General features: G+C 67.5%; 15 protein-coding genes, 2 tRNA genes and 1 pseudogene. 8 read left to right on the forward strand and 10 right to left on the reverse strand.

All coding sequences use genetic code 11. The features are described 5' to 3' along the window. Window positions 1-151: 151 nt before the first annotated feature. From QE373_RS06265 to QE373_RS06290, 6 genes are all read right to left on the reverse strand, one after another. The gene (locus QE373_RS06265; protein WP_309684753.1) at window positions 152-1372 is read right to left on the reverse strand and encodes an MFS transporter; all 1221 of its coding nucleotides are present in this window, start codon (window positions 1370-1372) and stop codon (window positions 152-154) included. Window positions 1373-1545: 173 nt separating this feature from the next. Further along, window positions 1546-1622 (reverse strand) — tRNA-Pro (locus QE373_RS06270). 83 nt (window positions 1623-1705) lie between these two features. After that, a tRNA-Pro gene (locus QE373_RS06275) sits at window positions 1706-1782 on the reverse strand. Window positions 1783-1836: 54 nt separating this feature from the next. Then, window positions 1837-1962, reverse strand: coding sequence for a cytochrome bd-I oxidase subunit CydX (cydX, locus tag QE373_RS06280; RefSeq protein WP_309684757.1), 126 nt, complete (start codon window positions 1960-1962; stop codon window positions 1837-1839). 46 nt (window positions 1963-2008) lie between these two features. After that, entirely contained in the window at window positions 2009-3163 is a 1155-nt protein-coding gene (cydB, locus tag QE373_RS06285; protein WP_057687240.1) for a cytochrome d ubiquinol oxidase subunit II, read from the reverse strand. A 15-nt stretch (window positions 3164-3178) separates the two neighbouring features. Then, a complete protein-coding gene (locus QE373_RS06290; RefSeq protein ID WP_309684761.1) occupies window positions 3179-4765 on the reverse strand; it encodes a cytochrome ubiquinol oxidase subunit I in 1587 nt (528 codons plus the stop codon). Between the two features lie 222 nt (window positions 4766-4987). Between QE373_RS06290 and cydD the strand changes: the two genes are divergently transcribed. The 4 genes and pseudogenes from cydD (at window position 4988) to QE373_RS06310 (ending at window position 11504) form a co-directional block, all read left to right on the forward strand. After that, complete coding sequence (gene cydD / locus QE373_RS06295) at window positions 4988-6736, forward strand: thiol reductant ABC exporter subunit CydD (protein WP_309684763.1); 1749 nt, start codon at window positions 4988-4990, stop codon at window positions 6734-6736. Then, window positions 6733-8419 (forward strand): annotated as a pseudogene (gene cydC / locus QE373_RS06300) (thiol reductant ABC exporter subunit CydC). Before cydD ends, cydC begins: the two are co-directional and overlap by 4 nt. A 144-nt stretch (window positions 8420-8563) precedes the next feature. Next, window positions 8564-10060: a S8 family serine peptidase gene (locus QE373_RS06305; RefSeq protein WP_309684766.1), complete on the forward strand. Its 1497-nt coding sequence runs from the start codon at window positions 8564-8566 to the stop codon at window positions 10058-10060. Window positions 10061-10292: 232 nt separating this feature from the next. Beyond that, window positions 10293-11504 (forward strand): serine protease, encoded by a 1212-nt coding sequence (locus QE373_RS06310; protein WP_309684770.1) that lies wholly within the window; start codon window positions 10293-10295, stop codon window positions 11502-11504. 6 nt (window positions 11505-11510) lie between these two features. Here QE373_RS06310 and QE373_RS06315 read toward each other — a convergent pair whose 3' ends face one another. The 4 genes from QE373_RS06315 to QE373_RS06330 form a co-directional block, all read right to left on the reverse strand. Continuing rightward, window positions 11511-11918, reverse strand: coding sequence for a DUF1294 domain-containing protein (locus tag QE373_RS06315; RefSeq protein ID WP_245625352.1), 408 nt, complete (start codon window positions 11916-11918; stop codon window positions 11511-11513). Continuing rightward, on the reverse strand, window positions 11915-13027 hold the full coding sequence (locus QE373_RS06320) for a homoserine O-acetyltransferase (protein ID WP_309684774.1): 1113 nt from the start codon (window positions 13025-13027) through the stop codon (window positions 11915-11917). The genes QE373_RS06315 and QE373_RS06320 overlap by 4 nt, the downstream gene beginning before the upstream one ends. A gap of 99 nt (window positions 13028-13126) precedes the next feature. Further along, window positions 13127-13969, reverse strand: a complete 843-nt coding sequence (gene asd, locus QE373_RS06325) for an archaetidylserine decarboxylase (RefSeq protein WP_309684777.1) — start codon at window positions 13967-13969, stop codon at window positions 13127-13129. After that, window positions 13966-14616 (reverse strand): SCO family protein, encoded by a 651-nt coding sequence (locus tag QE373_RS06330; RefSeq protein WP_309684780.1) that lies wholly within the window; start codon window positions 14614-14616, stop codon window positions 13966-13968. Before QE373_RS06330 ends, asd begins: the two co-directional genes overlap by 4 nt. Window positions 14617-14743: 127 nt before the next feature. On the opposite strand from QE373_RS06330, the gene prmB reads away from it, so the two are divergent. The 4 genes from prmB to QE373_RS06350 all read left to right on the forward strand — a co-directional run bounded on the left by prmB (window position 14744) and on the right by QE373_RS06350 (window position 18913). Next, entirely contained in the window at window positions 14744-15673 is a 930-nt protein-coding gene (gene prmB / locus QE373_RS06335; protein ID WP_057687231.1) for a 50S ribosomal protein L3 N(5)-glutamine methyltransferase, read from the forward strand. After that, window positions 15670-16773 carry a chorismate synthase gene (aroC, locus tag QE373_RS06340; RefSeq protein ID WP_309684784.1) on the forward strand — a complete coding sequence of 368 codons (1104 nt, stop codon included), beginning with the start codon at window positions 15670-15672 and terminating at the stop codon, window positions 16771-16773. The genes prmB and aroC overlap by 4 nt, the downstream gene beginning before the upstream one ends. Then, on the forward strand, window positions 16766-17803 hold the full coding sequence (locus QE373_RS06345; protein ID WP_309684787.1) for a D-glycerate dehydrogenase: 1038 nt from the start codon (window positions 16766-16768) through the stop codon (window positions 17801-17803). The genes aroC and QE373_RS06345 overlap by 8 nt, the downstream gene beginning before the upstream one ends. An 81-nt stretch (window positions 17804-17884) precedes the next feature. Continuing rightward, entirely contained in the window at window positions 17885-18913 is a 1029-nt protein-coding gene (locus QE373_RS06350) for an aspartate-semialdehyde dehydrogenase (RefSeq protein ID WP_309684789.1), read from the forward strand. Window positions 18914-18918 lie beyond the last annotated feature (5 nt).

Below are 18918 nucleotides of genomic sequence, written 5' to 3' on the forward strand. Positions count from 1 at the left end.
GATGCACGTCCGGCCACGGACGTTCATGCTGCGGCCGCCACCGCAGGAAGACGCCCTGCGACAGATGCAGGGTCGACAAGTGACGCGTTGCGTCAGTTGCGACGGATCATAACGCGATTGTCGTGGATGGCTTTTCACCCAGCGACGTGTTTCACCACAGGTCTTCGAGCTTGCGCGGCTTGCAGGCGAACCACGAGGCGCACAGCATCACCAGCGCGCAGCAGAACAGGAACCCGAACGGCAACGTCCAGCTGCCGCTGATGTCATGCAGCCAACCCACCAGGAAAGGACCCAGGCAGCTGAAGCTGTAGCCGACGCCCTGCATGAAGCCGGACAGCGCGGCCGATCCGGTCGGGGTGCGGGTGCGCAGGTTGATCAGGGTGAGCGCGAGCGGGAAGGTCGACGGACCCAGGCCCAGCAGGCAGGCCCACAGCAGCGGGGCCTTCATCGGCGCCAGCAGCAGCCCGGCGAAGGCCACCACGAAGGAGCCGAAGCCGATCAGCACCAGCGGGAACGGGTTGGCCATGCGTACCGCAAGCGACGGAATCACCAGCGAAGGCAGCAGGCCCAGCGCGGAGAACATCGCCACCATCACCCCGCCGAAGGCCGGCGATGCGCCGGCTTCGACCACGATGCGCGGCAGCCAGGTGAACATCGAATAGGTCATCAGCGAGGTCATGCCGAACATCAGCGTCATGCCCCAGCCCAGCGAGGTCGCGGAGACGCGGCCGTGTGGCTGGGCGCCCGGATCCGGGCCGTCGGTGATCACATCGTGGCGCGGGGTGCGGCGCACCAGCATCAGCCATGGCAGGGTCGCGGCCAGGGCCAGCAGCGCCCACATGCCCAGCGACACGCGCCAGCCGGCCGCGTTGGCAACCGGCACCGCCAGCAAGGCCGGCAGCATGGTGCCCAGCTGCAGCGCGCTGATGTACAGCGTGCTCATCGTGCCCACCTTGTTGGCGAAGTAACGCTTCACCAGCGGGGGCACCACCACGTTGCCGATCCCCATGCCGGCCAGCGCGATGACCGAACCGGCCAGCAGGCTGCCCATGCCGAGCGCACTGGAGCGCAGCAGCAGGCCGACCAGCGCCAGCGACATCGCCAGCAGCGTGGTGCGTTCCAGGCCGAGGCGGCGCGCCAGCAGGGGCGTGCACACACCGAACAGCGCGAACGAAGCGGTCGGCAGCATCCCGAGCACGCCGGTCATGGTGGTGCCGAAGCCGAAGGTCTGGCCCAGCACGTCCAGCAGTGGGGTGACCGAGGTCACCGCGGTGCGCAGGTTGACCGCGGCCAGCACGATGGCGGCGAAGACCAGGGCGCGCCCGTGCAGCAGCGAAGGCGCAGGCGATGAAGAGGAGGCGGTGGGGCTCATGGTGGATCCTTGCCGGTGGCGCGCGCGGCGGCCTCCGGATGCAACGGCGGCACCGGGCGAACGCCGGTGCGGCAGGGTGGGGGAGGTGGCCATTGTACGTCGCCAGCAAAAACGACAGGCACAAAAAAACCCGGGAGACCGTCGTCTTCCAGGTTTCTTCGTGACCAACAAAGTGGTCGGGGAGACAGGATTCGAACCTGCGACCTCTACGTCCCGAACGTAGCGCTCTACCAGACTGAGCTACACCCCGAAGGGTAGCCGCCTATCATATCGATTCCCGCACTGGGCGGCAAGGGGAATCTCAACTTCCTTCGGTCGTTCCGACCACCAGAGTGGTCGGGGAGACAGGATTCGAACCTGCGACCTCTACGTCCCGAACGTAGCGCTCTACCAGACTGAGCTACACCCCGAAGGAGCCGCCTAAGATACCGTGTGAAGGCCAAGGCGGCAACACTTTTGTTACATCATTTGCCGTCGCGGCCGTCGCGGCCGTCGATGCTGCCCGACTCGCGGGCTTCGAACCACATGCCGTTGAGGATGGCCACGACCGAGGCCAGGCCGGTGCCGAGGATCCAGGCGAAATACCACATGGTGTGCTCCTTCGAGAGGTGCCGGCGGTTGGCCGGCACGTGGGGGTCAATACGCGTTGGGGTTGTCTGACATGTCTTCGGCCGTGGTCTTGCCCTTCAACACGCGGTAGACCCAGGTGGTGTAGGCCAGCACGATCGGCAGGAAGATCACCGTGGCCACCAGCATGATGAACAGCGTGAGGTGGCTGGAGGAGGCATCCCATACGGTCAGGCTGGAACCGGGCTGGCTGGAGGAGGGCAGCAGGAACGGGAAGATCGCGAAACCGACGGTCAGGATGATGCCGGTGATCGACGCCCCCGAAGCCAGGAACGCCAGACCGCCACGCCGGGCACGCAGCAGCACCGCACTGGCCAGCGCACCGAGCAGGCCGACGATCGGGGCCAGCAGGGTGGCCGGCATGCTGCTGTAGTTGCGCAGCCAGCCGCCGGCCGCGGCGCCCTCGGCGGCGGTTTTCAGCAAGGGATTGGTCGGTCCATCGGTGACCACCTGCGAGGTGATTTCATAGCCCGGCAGGCCGAAGGCCACCCAGGCGCCGGCCAGGGCGAACAGCACGAAGCTGAGCAGCGCCGCCACGCTGCCATAGCGGGCCGAGCGTTCGGCCACCGGGCCGTCGGTCTTCAACACCAGCATGGCCGCCCCGTGTGATACCAGCATCGCCACGCTGACCCCTCCGGCGATCAGTGCGAACGGGGTGAGCAGGCCGAAGAACGAGCCGGTGTAGAAGATCCGCATGCTGTCATCGAAGTGGAACGGCACGCCCAGCAGCACGTTGCCCACCGCCACGCCGGCGATCAGGCCGGGCAGCAGGCCGCCGACGAACAGCACCCGGTCCCAGTTGTCGCGCCAGCGCTTGCCGGGCATCTTGCTGCGGTACTTGAAGCCCACCGGGCGCAGGATCAGGCCGAACAGCATGGCGAAGATGGCCAGGTAGAAGCCGGAGAAGCTGACCGCGTACAGCGGCGGCCAGGCGGCGAAGATCGCACCGCCGCCCAGTACCAGCCAGACCTGGTTGCCTTCCCACACCGGGCCGATGGTGTTGATCACCAGCCGGCGTTCGTCGTCGGTCTTCGCCACGAACGGCAGCAGCGTGCCGACACCGAGGTCGAAGCCATCCATCACCGCCCAGCCGATCAGCAGGATGCCCAGCAGCAGCCACCAGATGATGCGCAGGGTGGTGTAATCGAGTCCAAGGAATTCCATCGGGGTTCTCCTGCCTTACGCCTGGCCTGGGGCCGGGGCGGCATTGTGGGAAACGGACGCGCGTGGCGCCTGCAGGGACGGCAGGATCTCGTCGGGACCGGTGCGGATGGCCTTCAGCATCAGCTTGACTTCGATCACCAGCAGCACCGTGTACAACAGCGTGAACACCGCCAGGGTGGTCAGGATTTCATGCAGGGCCAGGCCGGAGGCAGCGTAGAACGTGGGCAGCACGCCATCCACGGCCCACGGCTGGCGACCGTATTCGGCAACGAACCAACCGCATTCGATCGCGATCCACGGCGCCGGCAGCGACCACAGGGCCAGGGTCAGGAACCAGCGCTTGTCCTGGAAGTTGTTGCGGCAGGAGTAATAGAACGCCAGTGCGAAGAAGGCGATCAGGTAGAAGCCCAGCCCGGCCATGATGCGGAAGGTCCAGAACAGCGGAGCGACCCGCGGTACGGTGTCCATCGCCGCCTTGCTGATTTCTTCCGGCGTGGCGTTGCCGATGTCGTCGCGGTAGCGCTTCAGCAGCAGGCCATGGCCGAGGTCCTGCCAGTGGCGATCGAACATCTCGCGCGCCTGCAGGTCGTTCTTGTCCGCCCGCACCCGCTGCAGCGCGCCGTAGGCGATCTGACCGCCGCGGATGCGGTGCTCGGCCCGTTCCACCAGTTCCAGGATGCCGGGAATCGGCTGGTCCACCGAGCGGGTGGCGATGAGCCCCATCAGGTAGGGGATCTTGATCGCGAAGTCGTTCTGCTGGGTCGCCTGGTTGGGGATGCCGAAGGCGGTGAAGTCCGCCGGTGCCCGCTCGGTCTCCCACATCGCTTCGATCGCAGCCAGCTTCATCTTCTGGTGTTCACTGGCGGCGTAACCGCTTTCGTCACCCAGCACCACCACCGACAGCGAGGACAGCAGGCCGAAGGCGGCCGCCACCGCGAAGGAGCGGCGCGCCATTTCGCGGTGCTTGTTGCGCAGCAGGTAGAACGCGCTGATGGACATCACGAAGATCGCACCGGTCACGTAGCCGGCGCTGACGGTGTGCACGAACTTGGCCTGGGCCACCGGGTTCAGCAGCACCGCGGCGAAGTCGACCACCTCCATGCGCATCGTTTCCGGGTTGAACACCGCGCCGGTGGGGTTCTGCATCCAGCCGTTGGCGATCAGGATCCATACCGCCGACAGGTTGGTGCCCAGCGCCATGAACCAGGTCACGGCCAGGTGCTTGACCGGGGTCAGCCGCTTCCACCCGAAGAAGAACAGCCCGATCAGGGTGGCTTCGAGGAAGAACGCCATCAGTCCTTCGATCGCCAGCGGCGCACCGAAGATGTCACCGACGTAATGGCTGTAGTAGGACCAGTTCATGCCGAACTGGAACTCCATCACCAGGCCGGTGGCCACGCCGATGGCGAAGTTGATGCCGAACAGCGTGCCCCAGAACAGGGTCATCTGGCGCCAGACCGGCTTGCGGGTCATGACGTACACGCTTTCCATGATGGCCACCAGGAAGGACAGGCCAAGGGTGAGCGGGACGAAGAGGAAGTGGTACATCGCGGTCAGGGCGAACTGCAGCCGCGACAGTTCTACGACTGTCGAATCAATCATGGCCTGGCTACCTCGTGGGATAGTGCCGTTGGGGTTGCGGGAAGGGTGGTCTACGTGGAGCGATGATGTGACCGACTACTTCGAACAGCCTTGATTCAGATCAATGTATGAATGGATCCCCGGCGCAATCGTATGCCAACCGCAGCGTCGGTGCGACCGGGCGCCGCAGGGGTGCAGGGAGCTGCGCCTACAATGCCCCCAGACCGTTCCAGCCGAGCCACCGTGAGCCAGGACATCGAAACCCAGTTGATCCAAGCCCAGCGCCACGAAGCGCTGCAGCGCAAGGCCCGCCAGCACTGGTTGGATACGCTGGGAGCAGCGGCAAGCGGACGCCGCCGGCTGGCCGCCACGGCGATCAGCGTTTCCGGGGTGCTGCTGGTGGCCCAGGCCGGGGCCATTGCCTGGCTGGTCCAGCATGTGCTGTTCGAACGCGCACCGCTGGCCGACGGCGCGTGGGTGCTGGCGGGGCTGGGCGTGGTGCTGCTGCTGCGTACCCTGCTGGGCAGCGCGACCCAGGCGTGCGCCGGCGATGTGGCCGATGCAGCACGGCTGGCGCTGCGCGAACGTGCCTATGCCAGCGTGCTGGGCAAGGGGCCACTGTGGCTGCGGCAACAGCGCAGCGGCGAGCTTGGCGAAGTGATGCTGGCCCATGCCGATGCCATCGAAAACTACTACAGCGGCTTCCAGCCGGTGCGCATCGAGGTGGTGGTGGTGCCGCTGATCATCGCCGTGGCAGTGGCCTGGGTGGACTGGGTGGTGGCGATCATCTTCATCGCCACCGCGCCGCTGGTGCCGTTCTTCATGATGCTGGTGGGCTGGGGCGCAGAAGCGGCCGGGCGCGCCCAGTTGGGTGAGCTGGCACGGATGAGCGGGCACTTCGCCGACCGTATCAAGGGACTGGGCCTGCTGCGCCTGTACGGCCGCGGCCAGGCCGAACTGGAGGGCGTGGCCGCGGCCGCCGATGGCGTGCGCCAGCGCACGATGAAAGTGCTGCGGATCGCGTTCCTTTCCTCCACCGTGCTGGAGTTCTTCGCATCGGTCAGCGTGGCGATGGTGGCGCTGTACCTGGGCCTGAGTTACCTCGGCATGATGTCCCTGCATGCGCAGGTGCCCACGCTGGGGGCGGGCCTGTTCTGCCTGCTGCTGGCACCGGAATTCTATGCGCCGCTTCGTCGCCTCGCCGCGCACTACCATGATCGTGCCAACGCGCTGGCCGCTGCCGCGGAGATCGAACGCCTGCTCGGCGAGCTGCCCGGGCCTGCGGTGGGACCTGCCCCGCGGCGGGCGCCGGTCAGCGTGCCTGCAGAGCCGGTGCAGGTGCACGCGCCCGTGCTGCAGGCGCGTGGGCTGGTGCTGCGCCCGCTGGGGGCAGGCCACGATGTGCTGCAGGACCTCGGTTTCCAGCTGGAACCGAACCAGCGACTGGCGGTTGTAGGGCCCAGCGGCAGCGGCAAGAGCACCCTGCTTGAAGCCTTGGCCGGCTGGCTGCCGCCACGCGAGGGCAGCATCATCGTGCGTCCGGGACTGGAAGTCGGTTATGCCGGCCAGCGCCCCTATCTGTTCCACGGCAGCATCGCCGACAACCTGCGGCTTGCCGATCCGACCGCCAGCCTGGCCACCCTGCGCCAGGCGGCCGGGGCCGCGCAGGTGCTGGCCTTCGCCGACCGCCTGCCCGACGGACTGGATACGGTGATCGGCGAGCGCGGCTTCGGCTTGTCCGGCGGTGAAGCGCGGCGCATCGGCCTGGCCCGGCTGTTGCTGCGCAATCCCGGCATCATGCTGCTGGACGAACCCACCGCGTTCCTGGATCCGCGTACCGAAGCGGCCCTGCTGCAGGCGCTGGCAATCCATGCGCGCGGTCGCAGTGTGATCATCGCCACCCACAGCCCCGCGGCCATCGCCTGGGCCGACAGCACGTTGCGGCTGCCCGACGGCCTGCTGCACCACGACCCGCGGCAGGTGCGCGCATGAGCGCCGCGCAACGCGATCCGCTCCGCGCGGTGTTCGCCCGCCACACGCCCCGCCTGCTGCTGACGGTCCTGTTGTTGTGGACCACGATGCTGGCCGGGACGGCGCTGCTCGGCCTGTCCGGCGGCTTCCTGACCGCGGCCGCGCTGGCCGGTGCTGCCGGCCTTGGCAGCGGGTTCAACTTCTTCTCGCCCTCGGCGGGCATCCGCGGCCTGACCATGGCGCGGATCGTGTCGCGCTACTTCGAAAAGCTGGTCGGCCACGATGTGACCCTGCGCATCGCGCGCGATGCACGGGTCTGGTTCTTCCGCCGCGCCTTGCCGCTGGCACCGGCGCGGCTGGGCAGCACGCGTACCGGCGAACTGCTGGCCCCGGTTGCTGGGCGACATCGCCGAGGTGGATGGCCTGTTCGTGCGCGCGCTGGGTCCGCTGTGCGCGCTGGCCGCGCTGAGCCTGGTGGCCATCGGATCGGCGTGGCTGATCCTGCCCCAGGCCGCGGCGCTGCTGGCGGCCATGGCCGTGCTGGTCGGCGTGGGCGTCCCGTGGCTGGGGGTGCGCGGACGCGCCGGCGAAGAAGGCGACCGCGCAGCACACCGCACGCAGCTGCGCACGCTGTCCCTGGAGGGCATCGAGGGGGCTGCCGACCTGGCGGCGCTGGATGCGCTGGACCATTGGCAGGGCAGGGTGGACGTGGCCGCGCGCCAGCTTCGCGCGCGTGATCGTCGGCGGCGCTGGCGCCTGCTGGCCGGCACGACGTTGCATGGCGTGGTGACCGGCGGCGGCCTGTTGGCCATGCTGGTGCTGGCGTTGTCAGCCCATGAAACCGGGCGCCTGGATGCACCGATGGCCTCCGGGCTGGTGTTCCTCAGCGTGGCCATGATCGAACTGTGGGCGGGGCTGGGGCTGGCCTGGCAGGCATTGCAGTCCGGCCAGGTGTCGGTGTCCCGGCTGCAGTCCATCGTCGACCAGTCGCCGATGGTCAGTGAGCCTGCATCGCCGCGACCGCTGCCGACGGTCCCGGCGGCAGTGTGCTGGGAAGGCGTTTCGTTCGCCTGGACGGAGGGCGGGCGCAGCGTACTGGATGGCGTGGACCTGACGTTGGAGCCGGGCCGGCGCATCGCCATCGGCGGCGACAGCGGCAGCGGCAAGACCACCCTGTCCAGCCTGCTGCTGCGCCTGTATGACCCGACCGGCGGACGCATCACCCATGGCGGGATCGACATCCGCCATTACGCGCAGGATGACTGGCACCGGCAGCTGGCGTGGCTGCCGCAGCACGCACCGGTGTTCGCCGGCAGCGTGTCCGACAACCTGCGTCTTGGTGATCCCGACGCCAGCGACGCCGTGTTGTGGGCGATGCTGGAGCGGGTGCGGCTGGGCGACTGGGCGCGCGCGGTCGGTGGCCTGCAGGGCTGGGTCGGCGAGAACGGCGCCACGCTGTCGGCGGGGCAGGCGCGGCGCCTGGCGCTGGCGCGCGCGTTGCTCCGCGGCGCACCTTTGCTGGTACTGGACGAACCTACCGAAGGGTTGGACGTGGATGCCGCCCACGCACTGCTGGCTGACCTGCCGGCGCTGCTCGAAGGTCGCAGCCTGCTGATCATCACCCATGATCCACTGCCCGAAGGCGTGGTGGACCAGGTGTACCGGCTGCAGGCCGGACGGCTGCACGTGGCGGAGCCTGGCTGAGCCCGCCAGCGTCAGGTGATTCCCGGAGCTGGCGCCGCAGCGTTGTCCGATGGAAGCAATCCGGGCGTTCAGCACACTGGAGATGCGCCACACCGTGGCGCGTGCGGGCTTCGACCCGCGCCACTGTCTCCAGGAGGAATCTCCATGCGCCTGACCTTGTCCCAGGCCCTGTTCGCCAGTGCTGCCTGCTCCCTGCTGCTGTCGCCCGCCATCGCCGGCGCGCAGGCCGGCAACGATGATGCGGCGTGGTCCATCGAAAAACCCCGGCAGACCCGGATCGGCCCTGGCTACTCGCAGGACCTCATCGAAGTGAAGTTCCGCAATGCCGACCGCACGGCACCCGGCACGGCCGGCTGGACCTCCCGGCGCAGCGGCGCATTGCCCCGGCTTGACGCGTTGACTGCAGCGGATGGACCGGTGCTGCGGGTCACCCCGCTGTTTTCCGCCGATGTCGTGCACGACACATCGCATCGCGTGGACCTGCCCGCACTGGGCCAGTGGTATCGCATGCAGCTGAAAGCGGGACAGGACGCGGCAGCCGTCATCGACCTGCTGAACGGCATGGATGCGGTGGAAATCGCCTACGCCGCACCGCTGCCCGCGCCACCGCCATCGGTCGCTCCGGCGCCTGCCACCGTGCAGTGGGCGTCACCGCTGTTCGTCGAGCGGCAGGGGTACGCGCTGGCTGCCCCGACCGGTATCGATGCCGTCCACGCACGCACGGTGCCGGGGGGCGATGGAAAGGGCATACGCGTGGTCGACATCGAATACAGCTGGAACTGGCAGCACGAGGACCTGACCAAACTGCGCGTGCCGGGAACCTGGATCAAGCAGGGGGCCAGCATCAGCGATCCGTTCAACGACAACAACCACGGCACATCGGTGCTGGGCGAGATGATCGCCGATGACAACGGCTTCGGGGTGCGCGGGCTGGTCAGTGGTGCCACGCCGCACTACGTCAACGTCACCAGTCCACAGACCGGCTACAACGCGGCCAATGCAGTGGCGCTGGCAGCGGCGAAGCTCGCCCCGGGCGATGTGATCCTGATCGAACAGCAGTTCCCCGGCCCGGCGCCGTGCAACGGCTACGTCGCACCCGAATGGATCCCATCGATCTACGACGCGGTGGTTTCCGCGGTCAGGCGTGGCATCCACGTGGTGGAGACCGCAGGCAACGGCAACGTCAACCTGGACGCTGGCTGCTTCGGTCCCGGTTTTCCGCGCGGGCGGCCTGACTCCGGCGCCATCCTGGCGGGCGCGGGCGGTGCGGCGGCCACGCAGTGGTGCAGGGACAGCGTGGTGCCCCGCTCACGACTGGGTTTCTCCACCCACGGACGCCGGGTAAACCTGCAGGGGTGGGGCGGCTGCGTGGCCACCACCGGAGGCCGCGACCTGTACAACGGGGGAGCCAACGCGAGCTACACGCAGCGCTTCAACGGTACCTCCAGCGCGGGACCGATCGTGGCTTCGGCGGTCGCCGCAGTGTCCGGCGCCGCGAAGGCGCGCGGGACCTCGCTCACCCCGTTGCAGATGCGCAGCCTGCTGGTGGAGACCGGCACGCCGCAGGTCGGCAACAATGGGCACATCGGCCCCTTGCCCAACCTGCGTGCGGCGCTGGACCGGCTTGCCGGCATGCCATGACCTGAAGCAGGGTGGCGGCGCTGGCAGGGCCGGCAGCTGCTGGAATCGTGGCGCACCCGTGCGGCGCTGCAGATGCCGCTGCCGGCGTAGTGTGACCACCCGGCAGGTCCTGGACCGGCGGACTCCGATGTCTGCCAGGGCCATCTGCCCAGCAGGCGTCGGGTGTTCGCCTGACGTCGCTTCATGGCGGAGGGCTGCACAGTCGAACTGTGTCCTTCCCTTGGAGCGCGCAATGAAACATGCAGCAACCTACGTCCGTCGGCTGAGCTGTGTCCTGGCCATGAGTTCAACGCTTTCCCTGGCTGCCAACGCAGCTGAGCCGCCTGTTGCAGGGGTCACCCGCGCGACGGACGTGCGGCTGGTCTCCCCTGCGTCGCGCGGTGCAGGCGATACCAAGCCCATCGTCGTGACGGCAAAACATGCCACCTACATCAAGGTCCACCTGAGCCAGTTCGATCTGCCGCGGGGTGTAACGCTGGAGATATCCAATCCGGACGGAACGGAAGTCCATCGCTACAGCAGCCAGGTCCGTGACGCCCATACGGTTGATGCCGCCCTGGATGAGGACGGTCGAACCCGGTTCGGTGCGATGTCCATCCACGGCGACACCGCCATCCTGCGCCTGACCGGCACGGCGGAAGAGCCGTGGGAAGGCCATCACGGCGTCCACGTTGCACACTATGACGAAGGGTTGCCGCTTGACCAGGTTGCCCGGTTGGCTGCGGCCAGCCCTCTGGAAGGCGCGGTTGCGGGGCCGCGCGCGATCTGCGGCGCCAATGACCTGCAGCCGGTAGCCTGCTTGGCAGGACATGACAACCAAGCCTACAACGCGGCCAGGCCGGTGGCACGGCTGCTGATCGGTGGACGTTTTCTGTGCACGGCCTGGCGGGTGGGCAGCGACAACCGCCTGTTCACCAACAATCACTGCTTCAACAGTGCCGCAGGGGTCGCCTCCACGGAGGTCTGGTTCAACCATGAGGCAGCGCAGTGTGGCAGCGGAGCCAGCGCGGCGGTCACCAAAGTAAGCGGCGCCACGCTGCTGAAAACCGACGCCGCACTCGACTACAGCCTGTTCACGGTCAACCAGTTCGCGAACATCACGCGCTTTGGTTACCTTGGCCTGGATGTCGGCACGCCCCGGCCAGGCCAGGAAATCTTCATCCCGCAACATCCTCAGGGTCGCCTGAAAGAGCTGGCGGTCACCAGCGACGCGCAGGGTGGGCAGCGTTGCACGCTCATCAGCACCGCCGCCAACGGCGGGCGGGACGCCAGCTACAGTTGTGATACCCAAGGCGGAAGCTCCGGTTCGCCGGTCATCGGGCGTGCCAGCAACCGCGTGGTCGCACTTCATCACCTCGGTTGGAGCAACTGCACCAATTCCGGGGCGAGGATCGACTTGATCTGGCCGCAGGTAAAGCAGTACTTCAACAACATCGTGCCCTGATCGATCTCAGGCAGCAGCGGAAAAGGCGCGCAGCAGTGCCAGGGTGCACGCTGCGTTTGCCGCTGCGCAGACCCAGAACACCTGCTGGAAACTCACCTTGCGGTTCTTGTGATGCAGCAGCGATTGGGCAAACAGGGCACCCGGCCAGCCCCCCAGCAGCGCCAGCACCTGCAGCCTGCGTTCGGATACCCGTGGCTGGGCGCGGATCGCCGCGCGCTTGTCCCGCCAGTAAGCGCCGAAGGTCCACAGGCTGACCAGCAGCAGCCAGCCGGCCAACCACTCCGGCAGCCAGCCGGCCACCGTGCAGCCCAGCAGCATGCCGGCCACCAGCAGCGCCAGCGCGGTCCGCGGGCTCAGCGCGGGTGCATCGGCCGCGGGCTTTGCGCGCTTGCGTGGCGTGGCGCGACGACTCACAGTTCGCCGAGAAAACCGCGTACCGCAGGACCGAAGCGCTCGAAATCAACCAGGAACGCATCGTGTCCCTGCGGCGAATCCAGGCCGATGAACTGCGCTTCGGCCCCGCCCGCGCGCAGGCCTTCGGCGATCTGCTGCTGCTGCTGTACCGGGAACAGGATGTCCGTATTGGCGCCGATGGCCAGGGCTTTTTCCACCTTGATGGTCGCCAGTCCGGCCATTACGTCGCCATTGCCTTGCTCGGCCAGGTCGAACCAGTCCATCGAGCGGCTGAGATACAGATAGCAGTTGGGGTCGAAGAAGCGCACGAAGCGTCTTGCGTGGCCTTCCAGGTAGCTTTCCACCTGGAATTCCAGGCCGAACGGATCGTCATCGGCCTGGTCCGAATCCAGCCGCACGCGACCGAAACGACCATCCCATTCCAAGGCCGAACGGTAGGTGATCACGCCGAGCTTGCGTGCCATGCGCATCCCCGATTCCGGGTAGTTGGCATCGTCGTACTGGCCGCCATTCCATTGCGGGTCCAGCCGGATCGCTTCGCGCTGCAGCGAGCGGATGGCAATCGAGAACGGCAGGGCCTGCGCACTGCCGGAAATGTTGATGTGGCTGCGCGCGATGCCCGGGTGCAGCAGCAGCAGGGCCAGCGCGGTCATGCCGCCCATCGAGTTGCCCACCAGGCAGGCCAGCTGCGTGATGCCCAGCGCACGCACCACCTCGACAGAGGCGCGTGCGCCGTCTTCCACCGATAGCTCGGGGAAGCTCAGGCGATACGGCTTGCCGGTGGCAGCGTCGATGCTCGCCGGCCCGGTGGAGCCCTTGCAGCTGCCCAGTGAGTTCACGCAGATCACGAACCAGCGATCGGTATCGATCGGCTTGCCCGGTCCGACCATGCCTTCCCACCAGCCCGTAGCCGGATTGGCGGCGTTGCTCGCGGCGTGCGCGTCGGGCGAGAGCCCGGTGACGATCAGGATCGCATTGCCGGCATCGGCATCCAGCGTGCCCCAGGTTTCATACGCCACCCGTCCAGCGCTCAGCGCGCCGCCGCGCTTGAACGGGAACGGGGAGGGGAGGGCGTGGAACAGCGTGCCGGGTGGGATGAATTCAGTCATGACCGCATTCTATCCCGTCGCCCTGTATTACCGAGGGATGCCGGTGGGATGCGGTGTTGCCGCATCTGCCCTGCAGTCGTAACGGCCGCTGGCAGCCGATCAGCGCAGCGTGGCCAGCGCCTGCCCCAGCTGCACGGCGTGTTCGGCATCCAGGTGCGGGGCGAAATCGGCCACGCCCGGCGGCAGCAGCACGATCACCGTGGAGCCATAGTTGAAACGCGCCATTTCGGCGAAGCGCTCCAGGGTGATGCCCTGGCCGCGGTAATCCTTGCAGGTGATGCGGTCACCGTAGTGCGGGATCTCCTCGCCACTCCAGACCGTCTCCACGCCGGACACCAGCAGCGCACCGACCATCACGCTGACCATCGGACCGAAGCTGGTGTCGAAATGGCAGACCAGCCGCTCATTGCGGGCGAACAGGCCGGGTACCTTGTTGACCGCCGCCGGGCCCACGCTGAACAACCGCCCGGGCACGTGCACGGTCTCGCGCAGGGTGCCGGTCCACGGCATGTGCACGCGGTGGTAGTCCTTCGGTGACAGGTACACCGTGGCGAACAGGCCGTCGTTGAACGGCACGGCATCTTCGGTACTGCCCAGCAGTTCGGCGGCGGTGAACGACTGTCCCTTGGCCTGGAAGATGCTGCCGCCTTCGATGCGGCCGAGCTGGCTGATGCGGCCGTCCGCCGGCATCACCAGGGTGCGCGGATCGGCATCGGCCACGCGCGCGCCGGGTTTCAATGCACGGGTGAAGAACTGGTTGAAGGTCTTGTAGCTGCGCGGATCCGGATTGGCCGCTTCGCCAAGGTCCACGCCGAACTTCGCGGTGACGGTGTCGATCAGCCACTGCGCTACGCGCGGGTTGTCCGAGTACGCCAGCGCACGCGCCATCGAAGACAGCAGTCGGTGGGGCAGGGCGTAGCTCAGGGTGGTCATCAAGCTCATGGGGCGGATTTCTCGGTCAGCTTCTGCAGGTCGCGGGCGATGGCCGGCGCATTGAACGGGGGACGGATGATGCCGGCCAGCCGGCCTTCGGCATCCAGCACGGCCAGCGTGGCCGAGTGTTCCATCGTGTAGTCCTCGGGGTTTTCGTCGAAGGTCCTGCCGGGCACCTTCTGGAACACCAGGCCGAGCGAGGTCGCGAATTTTTCCAGCGACGGCACGTCGCCGGTGGCGGCCAGGGTGTCTTTGTGGAAGGCGTGGACGTATTCGCCGAGCCGGGTGGCGCTGTCGCGCTCGGGGTCGACCGATACGAACAACACGCGTGGGCGCAGCGTTTCAGGCACCGCCTCCCATTGCTTCTGCGCCTGGGCCAGGTCCAGCAGGCTGGTGGGGCAGACATCCGGGCAGAACGTGAAGCCCAGGAACACCAGGGTCCAGTGGCCCTTCAGCTCGCCGGGAATGAGCCGGGTGCCGTCGGACTGGGCCAGGTTGAAGTCCGGCAGGGGGCGCGGCTGGGGATAGAAGGTGATCGCTTCGGTAGCGGGCTGGCCGCTGGGCGCCTTGGGCGCGAATACCTTCTGCGCGGCCAGCAGGCCCAGGCCCGCGGCCAGGGCGATCAGCAGGATGATGCCGACGTTGCGATTGAACATGAGGGCCTGCGCTGCCGAGGGATCGGCCCCCATCATAACGGCAGCGCGGTGGCGGTTTCCCCTGCAACGGATGCCGAGGCAGGCGCCAGACCCTATAATCGGGGGCCAATCTACCCGTCGTACCGCCATGACCGCCGAACCGGCCGCCGAACTCCACACGATCATCGACCTGATCCGCTACGGCACCAGCCGTTTCAACGCGGCGGGCCTGACCTTCGGGCACAGCTACGACAATGCGCTGGATGAAGCGACCCAGCTGGTGCTGCACAGCCTGCACCTGCCGCACGACCTCGGTCCGGCCTACGGGCAGGCGCGCCTGCTGCAGTCTGAAAAGCAGGACGTGCTGGCGCTGTTCCAGCGCCGCATCGACGAACGCGTGCCGGCCGCCTACCTGACCGGCGAAGCCTGGTTTGCCGGGCTGAGCTTCAAGAGCGACAGCCGCGCGCTGGTGCCGCGCTCGCCGATCGCCGAACTGATCGAAACCGGCTTCGAACCGTGGCTGGCTGGCCGCCACGTGGACCGCGCGCTGGACCTGTGCACCGGTTCGGGCTGCATCGCCATCGCCATGGGCCACTACTACCCGAACTGGGAAGTGGACGGCGTGGACCTGAGCGATGACGCGCTGTCGCTGGCGCATGAGAACAAGGACCGCCTGCAGGCGCACAACGTGACCCTGCTGAAGTCGGACCTGTTCACCGGCCTGGCCGGGCGCCATTACGACCTGATCGTCACCAACCCGCCGTACGTCACCAATGACGAAACCGACGCGCTGCCGCAGGAGTATTCGTACGAGCCTGAAATGGGCCTGCGCGCGGGCGACGATGGCCTGGACCTGGTGTTGAAGATCCTGCGCGATGCGCCGCTGCACCTCAGCGAAGACGGCCTGCTGATCTGTGAAGTGGGCGAGTCCGAACAGCACCTGGTCAAGCTGCTGCCGGAAGTGGACTTCGCCTGGGTGGAGTTCAAGGTCGGCCAGATGGGCATCTTCGCGGTGGAATGCCGTGAGCTGATCGCCCACAGTGCCCGCATCACCGAACTGGCGGCACAGCGGCCGTGAGTTCCAATTCGTTCGGCAGGCTGTTCACCGTCACCACCTTCGGCGAGTCGCACGGCCCGGCCATCGGCTGCGTGATCGACGGCTGCCCGCCGGGGCTGGCGCTGGAGGCAGCCGAATTCGCCCACGACCTGCAGCGGCGCGCCACCGGCAAGAGTCGGCATACGTCCGCGCGCCGCGAGGCCGATGAGGTCGAGATCCTGTCGGGCGTGTACGAGGGGCTGACCACCGGCACCCCGATCGCCCTGCTGATCCGCAACACCGACCAGCGCAGCAAGGACTACGCCAACATCGGCCAGCAGTTCCGCCCGGGACATGCCGACTACAGTTACTGGCACAAGTACGGCATCCGTGATCCGCGGGGCGGCGGCCGCTCGTCGGCACGCGAAACCACCATGCGCGTGGCGGCCGGCGTGGTCGCCAAGAAGTGGCTGGCCGAGCGCTTCGGGGTGACCGTGCGCGGTTACCTGTCGCAGCTGGGCGAGATCACGCCGCGTGCTTTCGACTGGTCGGCGGTGGAAGACAATCCGTTCTTCTGGCCCGATGCCGCGCAGGTGCCCGAGCTGGAGACCTACATGGATGCGCTGCGCAGATCCGGCGATTCCGTCGGCGCGCGCGTGGACGTGGTGGCCGACAACGTGCCGCCGGGCTGGGGCGAACCGATCTACGGCAAGCTGGATGGTGAACTGGCCTCGGCGCTGATGAGCATCAACGCGGTGAAGGGCGTGGAGATCGGCGACGGCTTCGCCAGTGCCGCGCAGAAGGGCACCGAGCATCGCGACCTGCTGACCCCGCAGGGGTTTGCCAGCAACCATGCCGGCGGCATCCTGGGCGGTATTTCAACCGGGCAGCCGGTGACGGCGTCGATCGTGCTCAAGCCCACGTCCAGCCTGCGCCTGCCCGGTGCTTCGCTGGACAGCGAAGGCAATGTGATCGAAGTGGTGACCACCGGCCGGCATGACCCCTGCGTGGGCATCCGCGCGGCGCCGATCGCCGAAGCGATGATGGCGCTGGTGCTGATGGACCAGGCGCTGCGCCACCGCGCGCAGTGTGGCGATGTCGGCAGCATCACCCCGCGCATCCCGGGCCACATCGATGGCTGATGCGCGCCCCGTCGTCTGGGTCAGCCAGCCGCTCATCGATGCGGTGATCGAGCCGCTGCGAGCGCAGGTCGAGCTGATCACCACTGACGCGGTGACCGCGTGGACGCAGGAGCAACTGGCGGAACGGCTGCGGGACGTCGACGGGGCCATCATCACCCTCAACGAACGCGTCGGTGCGGCCCAGCTGGCCGGTGCCGATCGCCTGCAGGTGATCGCCAATGTCGGGGTGGGCTACAACAACCTGGATGTCGATGCGCTGAGCGCGGCCGGCGTCCTGGCCAGCAACACCCCGGACGTATTGACCGAGACCACCGCGGACCTGGGCTTTGCCCTGTTGATGGCCGCTGCGCGCCGGATCACCGAATCCGAACGCTGGCTGCGCGACGGCCAGTGGGGCCAGTGGTCGTTCCAGACCATGCTGGGCGCGGACATCCACGGCAGCACGCTGGGCATCCTGGGCATGGGCCGCATCGGGCAGGGCATCGCCCGCCGCGGCGCGCACGGCTTCGGCATGCGCGTGCTGTACCACAACCGCTCGCGGCTTCCGGCTGCGACCGAAGCGGAGGTCGGTGCGCAGTATGCCGAGCTGGATGCCCTGCTGGCGCAGAGTGACCACCTGGTGCTGGTGCTGCCGTACACGGCAGCCTCGCACCACCTGATCAACGCGGCCGCGCTGGCGAAGATGAAGCCCACTGCGACGCTGGTGAACATCGCCCGCGGCGGTATCGTCGATGAGTTGGCGCTGGCCGATGCACTGGCCCACGGCCGGCTGGCGGCGGCCGGGCTGGATGTCTACGAAGGCGAGCCGCAGGTGCGTCCGGAACTGCTGGCGCTGCGCAACGTGGTGCTGACCCCGCATATCGGCAGCGCCTCGCTGGGCACCCGCAAGGCCATGGTGCAGCTGGCGGTGGACAACCTGCTGGCCGCGCTGGGCGTGGCCGGTGAAGCGACGCGCATGCCGAGCGCGATCAATGCCGACGCGGCCCTGGCCGCGCGCGCTGCTTCGGGCGATAAAAGCAAAAAACGATAGGGAGCCTCCGCGCCTGCACGAGGAGGTTCCCCGAACCCGGCCGCATTGCGTGAATCCCCCTACTTTTTTTGAGAATGCCCCATGAGTACCGAACAACGTTCCTTCCACGTCGCCGTCGTCGGCGCCACCGGTGCGGTCGGCGAAACCATGCTGTCCATCCTGGCCGAGCGTGACTTCCCGGTCGGCACGCTGACCCTGCTCGCCTCGTCGCGCTCGGCCGGCGGCGAAGTCGAATTCAACGGCCAGAAGCACATCATCAAGGACCTCGCCGACTTCGATCCGACCGGCGTGGACATCGCGTTGTTCTCCGCCGGTGGCAGCGTGTCCAAGGACTATGCGCCGAAGTTCGCTGCCGCCGGTGCGGTGGTGATCGACAACTCGTCGGCCTTCCGCTACGACGACGACGTGCCGCTGGTGGTGTCGGAGGTCAATCCGGACCAGGTCGCCAACCGTCCGCGCGGCATCATCGCCAACCCCAACTGCTCCACCATGCAGATGCTGGTGGCACTGGCGCCGCTGCATCGGCGTTACGGCATCGAGCGGATCAACGTGGCGACCTACCAGTCGGTGTCCGGCGGCGGGCGTTCGGCGCTGGAAGAGCTGGGCAAGCAGACCGGCCAGCTGCTCAGCTTCCAGGAAATCGATCCGCAGCGCTTCCCGGTGCAGATCGCCTTCAACCTGATCCCGCATATCGACGACTTCCTCGACAACGGCTTCACCAAGGAAGAAATGAAGCTGGTCTGGGAAACCCAGAAGATCCTCGGCGACAGCAGCATCCTGGTGAACCCCACGGCGGTGCGCGTGCCGGTGTTCTATGGCCACTCCGAAGCCGTGGCGATCGAAACACGCGACAAGGTCACTGCCGCGCAGGCGCGTGAACTGCTTTCGCAGTCGCCGGGCGTGGAAGTGGTGGATCGCCACGAAGCCGGCGGCTACCCGACCCCGGTCACCCACGCCTCGGGCACCGATGCGGTGTACGTCGGCCGTATCCGCGAAGACCTTTCGCACCCGCGCGGCCTGAACCTGTGGATCGTGTCGGACAACATCCGCAAGGGCGCTGCGCTCAATGCGGTGCAGTTGGCCGAGCTGGTCGCTGCCGAAGCACGCTGAGGAGG

This window comes from Stenotrophomonas sp. SORGH_AS_0321 (assembly GCF_031453215.1).
Lineage (GTDB): Bacteria > Pseudomonadota > Gammaproteobacteria > Xanthomonadales > Xanthomonadaceae > Stenotrophomonas > Stenotrophomonas chelatiphaga.